A 15,294-nucleotide genomic window follows, 5' to 3' on the forward strand; every position below is an offset into this window, starting at 1 on the left:
TACCGTCGCCGCCATGTCCAAGAGCGAGATCGATGCGGTGACCGCCGAGTTCTTCGGGGCCTTCGACAACCGGGGCGGCAAGCCCGCCGACGTGGCCCGGCTGCGCCGACTGGTGCTCCCGGGCGGTGTGATCGTCGTGACCGGGCCCGACTTCAGGGTCTACACGGTGGAGGAGTTCATCGAGCCGCGCGAACGCCTTCTGAACGACGGCCGGTTGGTCGACTTCTCCGAGTGGGAGACCTCCGAACGGACCGACATCAAGGGCGACGTCGCCGCGCGGTTCGGCACGTACCGCAAGTCCGGGACGCTGGACGGCGAGCCCTTCGAGGGAGGCGGGACGAAGACCATCCAGTTCGTCCGCACGCCGGAAGGCTGGCGCATCGCGGCCTTCTCATGGTTCGACCACCCCTGACCGACCCTCTAGGGCCACACCACCACGCCACCGCGCACCAGCAGAGGGCTGAAGGCGTCCTCCTCGTAGAACCTGATCCGTCCGACGAGAACAGCGCCGACGCGCCGTTCGGTGGAGACGTCCGCCTTCGCCGCCAGCCAGGTGAGCAGTTCCCCGAGGCGATCGAAGTCGTCGGGATGGATCTCCTGCCGGGACGTCAGCGACCAGCCGCCCGCCTCGTGCCGCAGCAGCGCGGACGTGAGGGCTCCGTCCACTTTCCTCGCCGTGTCGTGGCACCCGAGCAGCGGCACCGGGGCGTCCTCCGTGACGAGCTCGCCCCGGTCGTCCTCCACCACGACCGGGAACTCGCGCACGATGCCCAGCTGCTGTGGCTGCGGCCCCAGGCCCAAATGCCAGCGCAGTTCGGCGATGTCCCGCTCGGAGACGTCGTCGCGCAGGCCCAGCGCCAGGTCGAGTTCGTAGATGTCCGCCATACCCGAACCGTACGGGCGGGGTCCGACAGTCTCTCCCGGATGTGGTGTCCCGGCCCGGCTCAGGCCTCGGCCGCCCTTCCGGTGCTCTCCCGTTCGATGAGGGTCGGCAGGGGGACCTGGACCGTTGCCGCGGGGCCGTCGTCCAGGAGGGACAGGAGTTCACGGGCCGCCGTGCGGCCGAAGGCCACCGTGTCACGGGAGAGTGCCGTCAGCCACGGGTGCACCATCCGGCACAGCGCCGAGTCCTCCCACGCGATCACCGACACGTCCCCGGGCACGGAGAAGCCGAGCGAGGACGCCGCCGCGATCCCGGCCACGGCCATCACGTCGTTGTCGTACACCAGCGCCGTCGGCGGTGACGCGGCGGACAGCACGCGCCGGGTCACCGCGGCGCCCTCCGCGTCCGAGTAGTCCGTGGTGACCGAGCGGACCTCGGACAGCCCGCGCCGCTCGGCCTCGGCCCGCAGCGTGCGGATCCGCCGCTCGGTGTGGGCGAGGCCGGGAAGCCCCGCGATGTGCACGATGCGGCGGTGGCCCAGCGCGTGCAGGTGGTCCACGACCGAGGCCATCGCGCCCGCGTCGTCCGCCCAGACGGTGGAGAGGCCGGGGTGGTCCGCCTCGGGGTCCGGCACGCCGCCCGTCACCACCGCGGGCAGCCCCAGTTCGTCGAGGAGCGCCGGACGGGGGTCGTCCGTGCGCGGGTCCACGACCAGGACGCCGTCCACCCGGCGCTCGGCCCACCACCGCTGGTAGACCGCGCACTCGGCGGTCACGTCCTCCACCACCTGGAAGAGCAGGCCCAGCCGGCGCTCCGCGAGGACCTCCTGGATCCCCGAGATCAGTTGCAGGAAGAACGAGTCGACGCCGAGCGTCCCGGCGGGCCGGGCCACCACGAGCCCCACCGTCGCCGCGCCCTCGCCCGACAGGGCACGCGCCGCCGTGCTCGGATGCCACCCCAGCTGCTCGGCGACCCTGCGGACCCGGTCGCGGGTGACGTCGGAGACTCCGGGCCGGTCGTTGAGCGCGAAGGACACGGCGCTCTCGGAGACTCCGGCGCGGCGCGCGATGTCCTTCATGGTCGGCCGGCGTGCCGGGGACCGCTTGCCTTGCACCGGTGTTGCCCCTTTCCTGTGGCGCGCATACTAATGCGCTTGAGCCAGCACACTCTAAAGCGCTTTAGTCGATCCCCGCAAGAAGTTCAACGCACCGCTTTGACCTGCGCAATTGGTGAGATGTGCAGCATTGTTCAGCGAATCCATTGACTTTTTACCGGAGTTCCATGCAGGGTCTGCCTCACGCTGGGCCGAGCAAAGGAGCCGTTTCACCGTGCGCATCTCCCACCACCCCCGCATCCCCCGAAGGGCAGTCACCACTGCCGCCGTCCTCGCCGTGCTTCTCCCGCTGAGCGCCTGCGGCGACGGAGGCGACGGCGGCGGCTCGACCGACGCCTCCGGCAAGGTCGAGGGCGAGATCACCTTCCAGACCTGGAACCTCAAGGCCAACTTCAAGTCGTACTTCGAGGGCGTCGTCGACGGCTTCGAGAAGAAGTACCCGGGCACGAAGGTGCACTGGGTCGACCAGCCCGGCGAGGGCTACGCCGACAAGATCAGCGCCGACGCCGCGGCCGGCACCCTGCCCGACGTCGTCAACGTCTCGCCCGACCTGGTGGCCCCGCTCGCCAAGGCGGGCCTCGCGCTCGACCTCGACAAGGCCGCCGGGAAGTACGAGAAGGAGTACCTGCCGGGGGCGTGGAAGAGCCACCAGATACCGGGCACGGAGGGCACGTACGCCTTCCCCTGGTACCTCAACACCGGGCCGCTCTTCTACAACAAGCGGCTCTTCAAGGAGGCCGGGCTCGACGCCGACAAGCCCCCGAAGACGTTCGACCAGCTCTTCGCCGACGCCCTGAAGCTGTCGGAGAAGAGCAAGGGCAAGACCGCCACGCTCGCCAACGTCCCGACCATCGAGGACTTCGGACGCTACGGCGTCCCGCTGATGGACAAGGACGGCACCAAGTTCACCTTCAACGGCGCCAAGGGCGTCGAACTCCTCACCAAGTACAAGAAGTTGTACGACGAGAAGGCTCTGGACGGGCAGGCGCTCACCGCGACGCCCGAGTCGACGGGCAAGAAGTTCCTCACCGAGGCCGTCGCGATGAACCCCGGAAGCGCCCTGGACCTCGGCAAGTTCAAGAAGGAGGCGCCCGGCCTCTACAAGAACATCGGGATCACCCCGCAGATCACCAACACGGGCAAGGACAACATGTACGTGATGGGCGTGATGGTGAACACGCGCACCAAGCAGACGCCCGCGGCCGTGGCCTTCGCCCACTACGTGACGGACGCACAGCGCCAGATGTCCTTCGCCAAGAAGGTGGCGATCTTCCCGAGCACCGAAGGCTCGCTCGACGACCCCTACTTCACCCGGCAGGACGGCACCGACGACACGCGCGTGCGCGTCGCGGCGGCCAAGTCCATCAAGACCGCGGTGAACTACACGCCCGTGCTGTTCAGCGAGCAGATGAAGATCGAGCTGCGCAACGCCGTCGCCCGGGCGCTGCAAGGCAAGCAGAGCCCCGCCGAAGCGCTTGACAACGCTGTCAAGAACTGCGACCGGCTGCTGAAGCAGAGCTGAGAAGACGACACGGGACCACCACCATGAAAAGCTCAAGCGCCGCCGCCGTTCCCGGTGCCGCCGCCGACGACCTCGGGCCGCGCCGCCGCATCAGGCGCCAACTGCCGAGCAGCCCCTGGCTGTTCGCGGCTCCCGGGCTGCTGATCGTCGGCATCTTCATCCTCTATCCGTTCGTCAGCACGCTCATCAACTCCTTCACCGACAAGCGCACCCTGATCCCGGGGGAGTACGTCGGCCTGGACAACTTCCGGGAGCTGCTGCACGACGACATGTTCTGGATCGGGCTGCGCAACTCGACGCTGTACATCGTCGGGGTCGTCCCGGCGCTCGTGCTGCTGCCGCTGCTGCTCGCGATGCTCGTCCAGAAGCACATCCCCGGCATCACCTTCTTCCGGTCGGCGTTCTACACGCCGGTGGTCGCGTCCATCGTCGTGGTGGGCCTGATCTGGGTGTGGATGCTGGATGAACGGGGCCTGGTCAACGCGGTGCTCGAGGCCGTGGGCGTCGGCTCGGTCGGCTTCCTCAGCGACCAGTGGCTGCTCCTGCTGAGCGCCATGGCCGTCACGGTGTGGAAGGGCCTCGGCTACTACATGATCATTTACCTGGCGGCGCTCGCCAACGTGCCCCGGGAACTCCACGAGGCCGCCTCGGTGGACGGCGCGGGCGCGGTACGCCGCTTCTTCACGGTCACCGTGCCGGCCGTGCGCTCCACCATGGTCCTGGTCGCCGCGCTGTCCTCGGTCGCCGCCTTCAAGGTGTTCTCCGAGGTCTACCTGATGGCCGGACCCAACGGCGGTCCGGCGGGCGAGGACACCACGCTCGTGATGCTGGTGCAGCGCGTGGGCACCGGCCTGACCGGCCGCGTCGGGTACGCGTCGGCCATCTCGGTCGTCGTCTTCGTCGTCACCGTCGCGCTGATGCTGCTCGTGCTGCGCGCGGACCGGAAGGAGGACGCGTGAGCATCGCGACGGACACGCAGAAGACCGAACAGGCCGTGCGGGGCACGCGGGCCAAGGGCCCCAAGGACGGCTCCCGCAGGCGCGGGCGGATCACCGACGAGAACGGCCGCCGGATGCCGGTGTGGGAGATCGTCCTGCGCTACGGCCTGCTGCTCGCCGTCCTGGCCCTGATGATCGGCCCGTTCCTCTGGCAGCTGTCGACGTCCCTCAAGGGCCCGCACGAGAACATCTTCAGCTCCCCGCCCAAGTTCCTGCCGGGCAGCCCGACCCTCCACAACTACGAGCGGGTCGCCGACACCATCCCCGTCTGGGACTACGCCCTCAACTCCCTGAAGGTGGCGGCCGCCAACGTGGTGACCAACTGCGTGGGCGCCACGCTCGCCGGCTACGCCCTCGCGCGCCTGCGCTACCGGGGCCGCAGGGCGGCCACGGTCGTCTTCATCCTCGCCATGCTGGTGCCGGTGGAAGGCATCATCATCGCCCAGTTCACGACCATGCGGGAGCTGGGCCTGAACAACACCCTCATCGGGGTGCTGCTGCCCGGCTGCGTCTCCGCGCTCAACGTCCTGCTGATGCGCAACGCCTTCCTGAACCTGCCCTACGAGATCGAGGAAGCCGCGTACGTCGACGGCGCGAACGTCTGGCAGCGGTTCCTGCGGATCGCCCTGCCCGCGGTCAAGGGCACGCTCGCCGTGGTGGCGATCTTCGCCTTCATGGGTGCCTGGGACGACTTCCTGTGGCCGCTGATCGTGCTGAGCGACCCGGACCGGTTCACCCTGACGATCGGCCTGAACTACCTGCACGGCACCTTCGCCAACGACGAACGGCTCGTCGCCGCGGGGACGGTCATCGCCGTGGCCCCGCTGATCGTGCTCTTCGCCTGCCTCCAGCGGTACTTCTTCCGCGGAGTGGGCGAGGGAGCGGTGAAGGGCTGAGCCGCCGCCGCACCTCGCACCTCCCGCACTCCGGGCCCCACCCCTCCCGCACTCCGGGCCTCCACCTGCCGTACTCCGGGCCCACACCCCCCGTACTCCGGGCCCCGCAGCCCCCCGCACCCCCGAGAACCAGGACTCGCATGTCTCGTACGACTCGTGTGCCCTCCGCCGCGCCGCGCTTCGGCGCGAACTACACCCCCAGCCAGGGGTGGTTCCACCACTGGCTCGACTTCGACCTCGACGCCGTGCGCGCCGACCTCGACGCGATCGCCGCGCTCGGCCTCGACCATATCCGGGTCTTCCCGATCTGGCCGTACTTCCAGCCCAACCGCACCCTGATCAGGCCGCGCGCCGTGGAGCAGCTCGTCGCCCTCGCGGACGCCGCGGCCGAGCGCGGGCTCGACGTCAACGTCGACGGGCTCCAGGGCCACCTGTCGAGCTTCGACTTCCTGCCCGCGTGGACCCAGACGTGGCACCGGCGGAACATCTTCACCGACCCCGACGTGGTGGAGGGCGAGGCCGCCTACCTGCGCACGCTCGCCGCCGCGCTCGCCGACCGGCCGAACTTCATCGGCATGACCATCGGCAACGAGGTCAACCAGTTCTCGGCGGGCCCGCACCCCGACCCGGACCGCATCACGCCGGACCAGGCGGAGGCGTGGCTGCGCCGGGTGCTCGCCGCGTGCGAGGAGGGCGCGCCCGGCAAGCTGCATCTGCACGCCGAGTACGACGCCGCCTGGTACCAGGAGGACCAGCCCTTCACCCCGGCCCAGGCCGCGCGGCTCGGCGGCGTGACCGCCGTGCACTCCTGGGTGTTCAACGGCACGGCCCAGCGGCACGGGCGGGACGGCGTGGCCACCGCGCAGCACGCGGCGTACATGATCGAACTGTCCAAGGCCTGGGCGGACGATCCGCACCGCCCCGTCTGGCTCCAGGAGGTGGGCGCGCCCGCTCCCCTCATCCCCGCCGAGCACGCGGCGGCCTTCACCGAGGCGACGGTGGAGGCGGCCCTGGACTGCGCGGACGTGTGGGGGGTGACGTGGTGGTGCTCGCACGACGTGTCGCGGGGGCTCGCCGACTTCCCCGAACTCGAGTACAGCCTCGGTCTGCTGACCAACGACGGTCAGGTCAAGCCCGGTGGCGAGGTCCTTGCGCGGCTCGCCGAGGAGTGGCGGGGCAGGGAGTACGCGCCCGCGGTGCGGGCCACTGCCGTCGTCGTCGACGACTCGGCCTCGGAGCGGTCGGCGTGCGCGCCCGGGGGCGCGGTGTTCGAGGCGTTCGCCCGCCTCGCCGCGGACGGAGTCAGGCCTACCACCGTGCTGGACAGCAGGGCGGGGGACTCCGCGCACCTGGCTGCGCGGGGCATCACGGAGGTCGTACGGCCGGGGGAGGTCGGCTAGGCCAAGGTCCTTCTTTCCCCGGACCCCGACCCCGCCCCTTCCCCCAAACCCGCTCGGCGCGGGGGCCTGCCGGGGCTCCGCCCCAGCCGGGCAAGATGGCCTCAAGCGCCTGCGGAGCTGGAATGTCCTGCCCCTTCGGCGCTTGAGGACGAACTCGGCGGAGCCGGTGATGACGGCACGCAAGGCTTCCGTACAGCCCACCCGCACCAACCCTCGGAGAGAACATGCACGACGACCGCACCCTCATCGAAGCCCGCCTCAAGCGCGTCCTCGACGAACGCATCCGCCCCGCCGTCTACCCCGAGTCCGTCCCGCTGGACGTCGCCGTGTGGAACGCCCCCGGTGAACCCGTCCCCGTGGCGGAGGGGCTCGCCGCCACCCCGGAACCGACCGAGGTGGGCGCCGCCTGGGGCGCCCCCTGGGCCACCAGCTGGTTCCGCGTGACCGGCACCGTCCCCGAGGCATGGGCGGGGAAGACCGTCGAGGCCGTCCTCGACCTCGGCTTCGACGAGAACATGCCCGGCTTCCAGTGCGAGGGCCTGGTCTACCGCCCCGACGGCACCCCGGTGAAGGGCCTCAACCCCCGTAACCAGTGGGTGCGGATCGCCGCCCCCGCGGCCGGCGGCGAAGACGTCCAGCTGCACGTCGAGGCCGCCTCCAACCCGGTCATCCTCGACTACCACCCCTTCCTGCCCACCCAGCTCGGCGACAAGGAGACGGCCGGCGGCGAGCCCCAGTACAAGCTCGCCCGCATGGACCTCGCCGTCTTCGACGAGACCGTGTGGCAGCTCGTCATCGACCTCGAAGTCCTCGGCGAGCTGATGCACGAGCTCCCCGAGGACTCCGGGCGCCGCTACGCCGTCGTACGGGCCGTCGGGCGCGCCCTGGACGCCGTCGACCTCCAGGACGTGAACGGCTCCGCCGCTGCGGCCCGCGCCGAGCTCGAAGGCGTCCTGAGCACCCCCGCCGAGCCTTCCGCCCACCGCATCAGCGCCGTCGGCCACGCCCACATCGACTCCGCGTGGCTGTGGCCGCTGCGCGAGACGGTGCGCAAGGTCGCGCGGACGACGTCGAACATGACCGCGCTCATCGAGGACGAGCCGGACTTTGTCTTCGCCATGTCGCAGGCCCAGCAGTGGGCGTGGGTCAAGGAGCACCGGCCCGAGGTGTGGGCCAAGGTCAAGAAGGCGGTCGCCGAGGGGCGGTTCGTGCCGGCGGGCGGCATGTGGGTCGAGTCCGACACGAACATGCCGGGCTCGGAGGCGATGGCCCGTCAGTTCGTGCACGGCAAGCGGTTCTTCCTCGACGAGTTCGGCATCGAGAACGACGAGGCGTGGCTGCCCGACACCTTCGGCTTCGCGGCGGGCCTCCCGCAGATCATCAAGGCGGCCGGGTCAAAGTGGCTGCTCACCCAGAAGATCTCCTGGTCGCAGACCAATCGCTTCCCGCACCACACCTTCAACTGGGAGGGCATCGACGGGACCCGTATCTTCACGCACTTCCCGCCCGTCGACACCTACAACTGCTCGATGAAGGGCAGCGAGATCGCCCATGCGGCGAAGAACTTCAAGGACAAGGGCGTCGCCCGGCACTCCCTCGCCCCCACCGGCTGGGGCGACGGCGGGGGCGGCACCACCCGCGAGATGATCGCGAAGGCCGGCCGCCTGCGGGACCTGGAGGGCTCGGCGACCGTCGAGTGGGAGACCCCCGCCGCCTTTTTCGAGAAGGCCGAGGCGGAGTACCCGAACGCCCCGGTCTGGGTGGGGGAGCTGTACCTGGAGCTGCACCGTGCCACCCTCACCAGCCAGGCCGGCACCAAGCAGGGCAACCGCCGCAGCGAGCACCTGCTGAGGGAGGCCGAGCTGTGGGCGGCGACGGCGGCCGTCAGGTCGCCCGCCTTCGCGTACCCCTATGAAGACCTGGACCGCATCTGGAAGACGGTCCTGCTCCACCAGTTCCACGACATCCTGCCCGGCTCGTCCATCGCCTGGGTGCACCGGGAGGCGCGGGCGACCTACGCGAAGGTCGCCGAGGAGCTGAACGGCATCATCGACGCGGCCCAGCGGGCGCTGGCGGGGGAGGGCGGCACGGACACCCTCGTCTTCAACTCCACCCCGCACACCCGCGACGGCGTTCCCGCGGGCGGCGCCCGGCCCGCCGCGATCGACGGCCAGTCGGCGATCGCCTCGCGCGCCGACGGCGGCTATGTCCTGGAGAACGGGCTGCTGCGGGTCGAGATCGACGCGCGCGGTCTTGTCGTCTCGGCGTACGACGTCGTGGCCGACCGGGAGACCGTCGCACCCGGCCAGGCGGCGAACCTGCCGCAGATCCACGCCGACTTCCCGAACATGTGGGACGCGTGGGACGTCGACGAGTTCTACCGGAACACGGTCACCGATCTCACCGAGGCCGACGAGGTCGCGCCGGGCCAAGACGGTGCCTCGGTCCGTGTCGTACGGAGCTTCGGGGCCTCGCGCCTGACCCAGGTGCTGTCCCTGACGCCGGGCTCCCCGCGCCTGGACATCGACACCGAGGTGGACTGGCACGAGACGGAGAAGTTCCTGAAGCTGGCGTTCCCGCTGGACGTGCACGCGGAGCGGTACGCGTCGGAGACGCAGTTCGGTCACTTCTACCGGGCCACGCACACCAACACGAGCTGGGAGGCGGCCAAGTTCGAGGCGTGCAACCACCGCTTCGTGCACGTGGAGGAGCCGGGCTGGGGCGTCGCCCTGGTCACCGACTCGACGTACGGCCATGACGTGACGCGCACGGTGCGCGCCTCGGACTCCGGTACGACGACGACGGTCCGCGCCTCGCTCCTGCGCGCCCCGCGCTTCCCCGATCCCGAGACGGACCAGGGCGTGCACCGCTTCCGGCACGCGCTGGTGCCGGGGGCCGGGATCGGCGACGCGGTGCGGGAGGGCTACCGCATCAACCTGCCCGAGCGGCGGCTCACGGGCGGCGGCGAGGTGGCCCCGCTGGTGAGCGTCGACGACGACGCCGTGGTCGTCACGGCGGTCAAGCTCGCCGACGACGGCAGCGGTGACGTGGTCGTCCGCTTCCACGAGTCACGCGGAGGCCGCGCGAAGGCCACGCTGACGGCGGGCTTCCCGGTCGGCTCCGTCGAGGTGACGGACCTCCTGGAGCGGCCCCTCGCGGACGCCGGAGCCCCGGAGCGCGCGGGTGACGCCGTCACCCTGAAGCTGCGACCGTTCGAACTGGTGACGCTGCGTTTGACGCGGGCGTGACGGCGGGCTGAGCGGATCCCCCACTCGGGCGCCGGCGGGGAAGACCCCGCCGGCGCCCGAGTGCCACCGACCGAGTGGTCCGACGCGTCGCGTCCCGGGGTGTGGCCAGCCGCCGCCGGGCACACTGGCCGACATGCCTCTCTCGCTGCACCACATCGTCATCGACGCCCATGACCTGCCCGCCCAGGCCCGGTTCTGGGCCGAGGCGCTGCGCTGGCGGATCCTGTCCGAGCGGGAGCGGGAGGTGGTGATCGGGCCGGACGAGACCGCGCCGGTGGGCATCTGCTTCATGCCGGTGACGGACCGCAAGGCCGTCAAGAACCGCCTGCACCTCGACCTGACGTCCGAAGCACGCGACCGGGAGGCGGAGATCGAGCGGCTGCTCGCGCTGGGGGCGCGCAGGGCGGAGGTCGGCCAGAGCGGCGAGGAATCCTGGACGGTCCTCGCCGACCCGGAGGGAAACGAGTTCTGCGTGGTCCGTCCGAAGCAGACCCTCATCGCCTAGCCGTCCAGCTGCCCCCGCAGCCACTCCTCCACCTCTCCCACGTGGGCCGCCGCCGCGGCTCTTGCCGCTTCCGGGTCGCGGGCCACCAAGGCGCGGTGGATGCGGGCGTGTTCGCGGCGGGTGCGTTCGAAGGCGCCCTCCTCCTGGTAGCCGCGCCAGACCCGGGCGCGGAACGTGCGCGACGACAGGCCCTCCAGGATCGCCGCCATGGTGTCGTTGCCCGCCGCGAAGGCGATCGCGCGGTGGAACGCCAGGTCGTGGGAGAGGATCTCCTCCGGGTCCTCCGTGGCGTTCATCGCCTCCAGGTGCTTTTCCACGTCGGCCAGCTGGTCGGGGGAGATGCGGGCCGCCGCCAGCGCCGTCGCCGTGGATTCGAGGACCCTGCGCACCTCCAGGAGCTCCACCAGGCGCGGCCCGCGCGACAGATCGGCCACGACGCCGAAGGTCTCCAGGAGATCCCCGGCCTCCAGCTGGGTGACGTAGATGCCCGAGCCGTGCCGGGCCTCCAGGACCCCCATGACGGTGAGCGCGCGGATCGCCTCCCGCATGGAGCTGCGGGAGATGCCGATCTGGGCCGCCAAGTCCCGCTCGGTGGGCAGGCGTTGGCCCGGTTCGAGCCGGCCCTCGCCGATCATGGCCTTGATCTGCTCGATGGCCCGCTGCGTCACGGTGCCCTTCTGCGGGGCGGTCTGATCCACGTAACGCTCCTCCACTAGCCGAGTGCGCCGCAGTCTAATCAGAGATGTGGTCGGACCACTACGGCTTGAAAGTGGGAAAACTTGGCGCCAAGGGGTGTTGGGGGCGCCAAGTGGTCTGATAAATATTCGCCCATCAGTCGCTGGGGCTGGTGCGGACCCGCTCGGCCGCGACCGGGCTCTCCCGTCCGGTCGCGGCCGGCCCCTGCCCGGAACCCGCCGGAATCCCCGTCCGAATCCCGTCCGATCCACGCTTGATGAGGAGCCGTCAGATGGCCTGCAGAACAGTGCGCAACAGGACCGGCAGCAGGGCAGGCAGGGCGGGGACCTCGCGGGTGGCGCGCCTCGCCGCCGCGGCGGCCTGCGCGTCCCTCGTGCTCACCGCCTGCGGCAGCACGAAGGACAGCGCGGCGCCCGCGGGCGGCGAAGGCGGCGGCGAGGGCAAGGTCGGGGTGATCCTGCCCCTGCTGACCTCGCCGTTCTGGCAGTCGTACAACGACTACGTGCCGAAGATGGCCAAGGCGCAGGACGTGGACGCGAACAAGACGGTCAACTCCAACAGCGACCCCTCGCAGCAGATCACCGACATCAACAACCAGCTCAACCAGAGCGTCAAGGGCCTGGTCGTCGCGCCCCTCGACAGCGCCGCCATCTCCGCCGGACTCGACCAGGCCGAGCGCAAGGGCGTGCCCGTGGTCGCCGTCGACGTCGCCCCCGAGAAGGGCAAGGTCGCGATGGTGGTGCGGGCGAACAACGTCGCGTACGGCGAGAAGGCCTGCGACTACCTCGGCGGCCAGGTCAAGACCGGCAAGGTCGTCCAGATCATGGGAGACCTCGCCTCGGTCAACGGCCGCGAGCGCTCCGAGGCGTTCCGCACCTGCGTGAAGAAGAAGTACCCCAAGCTCAAGGTCCTGGAGATCCCCGCCAAGTGGGAGTCCGACACGGCCGCCTCGAAACTGGACACGCTCCTCAACTCGAACCCCGACATCAAGGGCATCTACCTCCAGGCGGGCGGCGTCTACCTCGCGCCCACCCTCCAGACCCTGAAGTCCAAGGGACTGCTCAAGAAGGCCGGCGCGAAGGGCCACATCGCCGTCATCTCGAACGACGGCATCCCGCAGGAGTTCGACGCCATCCGCAAGGGCCAGATCGACGCCACCGTCTCGCAGCCCGCCGACGCGTACGCCAAGTACGGGATGTACTACATCAAGGCCGCCATGAACGGCAAGACGTTCAAGCCGGGACCGACCGACCACGACTCCACCATCGTGAAGCTGCCCAGCGGCATCCTGGAGGACCAGCTGCCGGCCCCGCTGGTCACCAAGGAGAACGTCGACGACTCCAAGCTGTGGGGCAACACGGTCAAATGAGTACGCCGATGACCAAGTCCCCGCTGCCGGGGCCGCCGGCGCTCGTCGAAGCGACCGGCATCACCAAGCGGTACGGACCCACCGTCGCGCTCCAGGACGGACGGCTCACCGTCCTGCCCGGTGAGTCCCACGCCCTCGTCGGCCGCAACGGCGCGGGCAAGTCCACCCTCGTCACCCTCCTCACCGGACTCCAGGCCCCGGACGCGGGCACCGTCCGCTTCGACGGCGCCCCGGCGCCCGCGCTCGCCGACCGCGACGCCTGGCGCCGCAAGGTGGCCTGCGTCTACCAGAAGCCGACCGTCGTCCCCGACCTGACCGTCGCCGAGAACCTCTTCATCAACCGGCAGCCCCAAGGCCGCGGCGGCTTCATCAGCTGGCGCAAGCTGCGCACCCGGGCCGCGGAGGTGCTCGACACCTGGGACGTGCGGGTCGACCCGGACGCGCGGACCGCCGACCTCAAGGTCGAGGACCGCCAGATGGTCGAGATCGCACGGGCACTGAGCTTCGGGGCGCGGTTCATCGTCCTCGACGAGCCCACCGCGCAGCTCGACAACCGCGAGATCGAACGGCTCTTCACGCGCATGCGGGCGCTCCAGGAGTCCGGCGTCACCTTCCTGTTCATCTCGCACCACCTCCAGGAGGTCTACGAGGTGTGCCAGACCGTCACGGTCCTGCGCGACGCCCGCTGGATCACCACCGCGCCCGTGGCCGACCTGCCGCGCGCCGCCCTGGTCGAGGCGATGGCGGGGGAGGCCCTGCCGGAGAAGAAGGCGGCGGAGGAGTCCGTGGCCCGGACCGAGGTCCCCGCCGACGCCCCGGTGATGCTCACCGTCGAAGGCCTCACCAGCGACTCGTACGCGGACGTCGACCTGACCGTCCGCAAGGGCGAGGTCGTCGGGCTCGCGGGGTCCAGCGGCAGCGGCAAGATCAACCTCGCGGAGACCATCGCGGGGCTGCACACGCCGACCGGCGGAAGCGCCCGGCTCGACGGCAGGAGACTCCCGTTCGGCGACGTGGGTGCCGCGCTGCGGGCCGGCGTCGGCTGCGTCCCGCGCGACCGGCACGACCAGGGCCTGGTCTTCGGGATGACGATCGGCGACAACGCCACGATGACCGTGCTCGACCGGCTCGGCAAGTACGGCTTCGTCGGCACCGAGCGCAAGCGCGGCTTCGCCGATGAGCTGATCGCCCGCCTCGACATCCACGCCGAGGGGCCGGACCAGCCCGTGTCGGACCTCTCCGGCGGCAACGCCCAGAAGGTCGTCATGGCCCGCGCCCTCGCCTCCGACCCGCGGCTGCTCGTCCTCATCAACCCCACCGCGGGCGTGGACGTGAAGTCCAAGGAGTCGCTGCTCGCCCGCATGGACAACGCCCGCGAGGACGGCACCGCCGTCCTGGTCGTCTCCGACGAGCTGGACGACCTGCGGCGCTGCGACCGCGTCCTGGTCCTCTTCCACGGCCGGATCGTCGCCGAACACGCGGCGGGCTTCACCGACCACGACCTGATCGCCTCCATCGAGGGGGTGGGCCCGCCGAGCCCCGCAGGGGGCGCGAGGAACGGCGCGACAAGCTCCCACCGGCCCGCGGCCGACGCACAAGGAGATCACCATGGCTGACATCAAGGCCCCGGCCGCGCAGGCCACCACCCCCGTGCCCGCGCGCCCCGCGGAGGGCCGAGCGGCGAAGAGCATCGTCCTGCGCCGCGCCCGCGAACTCGCGCTCGTACCGGCCCTGTTACTGCTCATGGTGCTCGGCACCCTGGTGAACGACTCGTTCCTCACCGAGCGCAACCTCATCTCCATCCTCGGTGCCTCCGCGGCGCTCGCGATGGTGGTGCTCGCCGAGTCGCTCGTCCTCATCACCGGCAAGTTCGACCTGTCCCTCGAATCGGTCGTCGGCATCGCGCCCGCCGTCGGCGCGCTGCTCGTGCTGCCCGCCGCGCAGGCCGGCTTCGGCGCCGAGCTGCCCGCCGCCGTGGCGCTGCTCGCGATCCTCGCCGTCGGCGCGGTCATCGGCGCCTTCAACGGCATCCTCGTGGTGAAGCTCAAGCTCAACGCGTTCATCGTCACGCTCGCCATGCTGATCGTGCTGCGCGGGCTACTGGTCGGCGCGACCGAGGGCAAGACGCTCTTCGGGATGCCCGACGCCTTCTACACCCTCGCGACCTCGACGTTCCTGACCATCCCGCTCTCGGTGTGGCTGGCCGCCGTCGCCTTCGGCGTCGCGGGCCTCGTCCTCAAGTACCACCGGGTGGGCCGTGCCCTGTACGCGATCGGCGGCAACCCGGACGCGGCCCGCGCCGCCGGTATCCGCGTCGAGCGCGTGATGCTCGGGGTGTTCGTCGTCGCCGGTGTCCTCGCCGCCGTCGGCGGACTCATGCAGACCGGCTACGTCGGCGCGATCAACGCCAACCAGGGCCAGAACATGATCTTCACCGTGTTCGCCGCCGCCGTCATCGGCGGCATCAGCCTGGACGGCGGCAAAGGCACCATGTTCGGCGCCCTCACCGGCGTCCTGCTGCTCGGCGTCGTGCAGAACCTGCTCACCCTCGCCCAGGTGCCGTCCTTCTGGATCCAGGCCATCTACGGCGGAATCATCCTGGTCGCCCTGATGATCGCGCGCGTCACCACCGGCCGCGCACAGGACTGACCCCGCTCCGGGTT

The 15,294-nt window shown here is 70.6% G+C and carries 13 protein-coding genes; 10 read left to right on the top strand and 3 right to left on the bottom strand.

The window, feature by feature from the left end; translation table 11 throughout:
* The first annotated feature begins 13 nt into the window (after window positions 1–13).
* Window positions 14–412, top strand: coding sequence for a DUF4440 domain-containing protein (locus QBL25_RS35835; RefSeq protein ID WP_409061111.1), 399 nt, complete (start codon window positions 14–16; stop codon window positions 410–412).
* Window positions 413–420: 8 nt separating this feature from the next.
* Here QBL25_RS35835 and QBL25_RS35840 read toward each other — a convergent pair whose 3' ends face one another.
* Window positions 421–885, bottom strand: a complete 465-nt coding sequence (locus tag QBL25_RS35840) for a hypothetical protein (protein WP_409061112.1) — start codon at window positions 883–885, stop codon at window positions 421–423.
* Window positions 886–944: 59 nt separating this feature from the next.
* Window positions 945–1,961: a LacI family DNA-binding transcriptional regulator gene (locus tag QBL25_RS35845; RefSeq protein WP_409061113.1), complete on the bottom strand. Its 1,017-nt coding sequence runs from the start codon at window positions 1,959–1,961 to the stop codon at window positions 945–947.
* A gap of 256 nt (window positions 1,962–2,217) precedes the next feature.
* Between QBL25_RS35845 and QBL25_RS35850 the strand changes: the two genes are divergently transcribed.
* The 6 genes from QBL25_RS35850 to QBL25_RS35875 all read left to right on the top strand — a co-directional run bounded on the left by QBL25_RS35850 (window position 2,218) and on the right by QBL25_RS35875 (window position 10,566).
* Complete coding sequence (locus tag QBL25_RS35850) at window positions 2,218–3,519, top strand: extracellular solute-binding protein (RefSeq protein WP_409062900.1); 1,302 nt, start codon at window positions 2,218–2,220, stop codon at window positions 3,517–3,519.
* Between the two features lie 23 nt (window positions 3,520–3,542).
* Window positions 3,543–4,478: a carbohydrate ABC transporter permease gene (locus tag QBL25_RS35855; RefSeq protein WP_409061114.1), complete on the top strand. Its 936-nt coding sequence runs from the start codon at window positions 3,543–3,545 to the stop codon at window positions 4,476–4,478.
* Window positions 4,479–4,513: 35 nt separating this feature from the next.
* Window positions 4,514–5,413 (top strand): carbohydrate ABC transporter permease, encoded by a 900-nt coding sequence (locus QBL25_RS35860; RefSeq protein WP_409062901.1) that lies wholly within the window; start codon window positions 4,514–4,516, stop codon window positions 5,411–5,413.
* 140 nt (window positions 5,414–5,553) lie between these two features.
* Window positions 5,554–6,813, top strand: coding sequence for a glycosyl hydrolase (locus tag QBL25_RS35865; RefSeq protein ID WP_409061115.1), 1,260 nt, complete (start codon window positions 5,554–5,556; stop codon window positions 6,811–6,813).
* Window positions 6,814–7,037: 224 nt separating this feature from the next.
* On the top strand, window positions 7,038–10,061 hold the full coding sequence (locus QBL25_RS35870; RefSeq protein WP_409061116.1) for an alpha-mannosidase: 3,024 nt from the start codon (window positions 7,038–7,040) through the stop codon (window positions 10,059–10,061).
* A 133-nt stretch (window positions 10,062–10,194) separates the two neighbouring features.
* Complete coding sequence (locus tag QBL25_RS35875; RefSeq protein ID WP_409061117.1) at window positions 10,195–10,566, top strand: VOC family protein; 372 nt, start codon at window positions 10,195–10,197, stop codon at window positions 10,564–10,566.
* On the opposite strand, the gene QBL25_RS35880 is transcribed toward QBL25_RS35875, so the two are convergent.
* Entirely contained in the window at window positions 10,563–11,264 is a 702-nt protein-coding gene (locus QBL25_RS35880) for a FadR/GntR family transcriptional regulator (protein ID WP_409061118.1), read from the bottom strand. The two genes, QBL25_RS35875 and QBL25_RS35880, sit on opposite strands and share 4 nt — an antisense overlap.
* A gap of 269 nt (window positions 11,265–11,533) precedes the next feature.
* Here QBL25_RS35880 and QBL25_RS35885 point away from each other — a divergent pair, with 269 nt between their 5' ends.
* The 3 genes from QBL25_RS35885 to QBL25_RS35895 are packed head-to-tail and all read left to right on the top strand — an operon-like array spanning window position 11,534 to window position 15,280.
* Window positions 11,534–12,631 carry a sugar ABC transporter substrate-binding protein gene (locus tag QBL25_RS35885; protein WP_409061119.1) on the top strand — a complete coding sequence of 366 codons (1,098 nt, stop codon included), beginning with the start codon at window positions 11,534–11,536 and terminating at the stop codon, window positions 12,629–12,631.
* A gap of 8 nt (window positions 12,632–12,639) precedes the next feature.
* Entirely contained in the window at window positions 12,640–14,247 is a 1,608-nt protein-coding gene (locus QBL25_RS35890) for a sugar ABC transporter ATP-binding protein (RefSeq protein ID WP_409061120.1), read from the top strand.
* Window positions 14,240–15,280, top strand: coding sequence for an ABC transporter permease (locus tag QBL25_RS35895; protein WP_409061121.1), 1,041 nt, complete (start codon window positions 14,240–14,242; stop codon window positions 15,278–15,280). Before QBL25_RS35890 ends, QBL25_RS35895 begins: the two co-directional genes overlap by 8 nt.
* Window positions 15,281–15,294 lie beyond the last annotated feature (14 nt).

The organism is Streptomyces sp. SYP-A7185 (assembly GCF_046103685.1).
GTDB lineage: Bacteria > Actinomycetota > Actinomycetes > Streptomycetales > Streptomycetaceae > Streptomyces.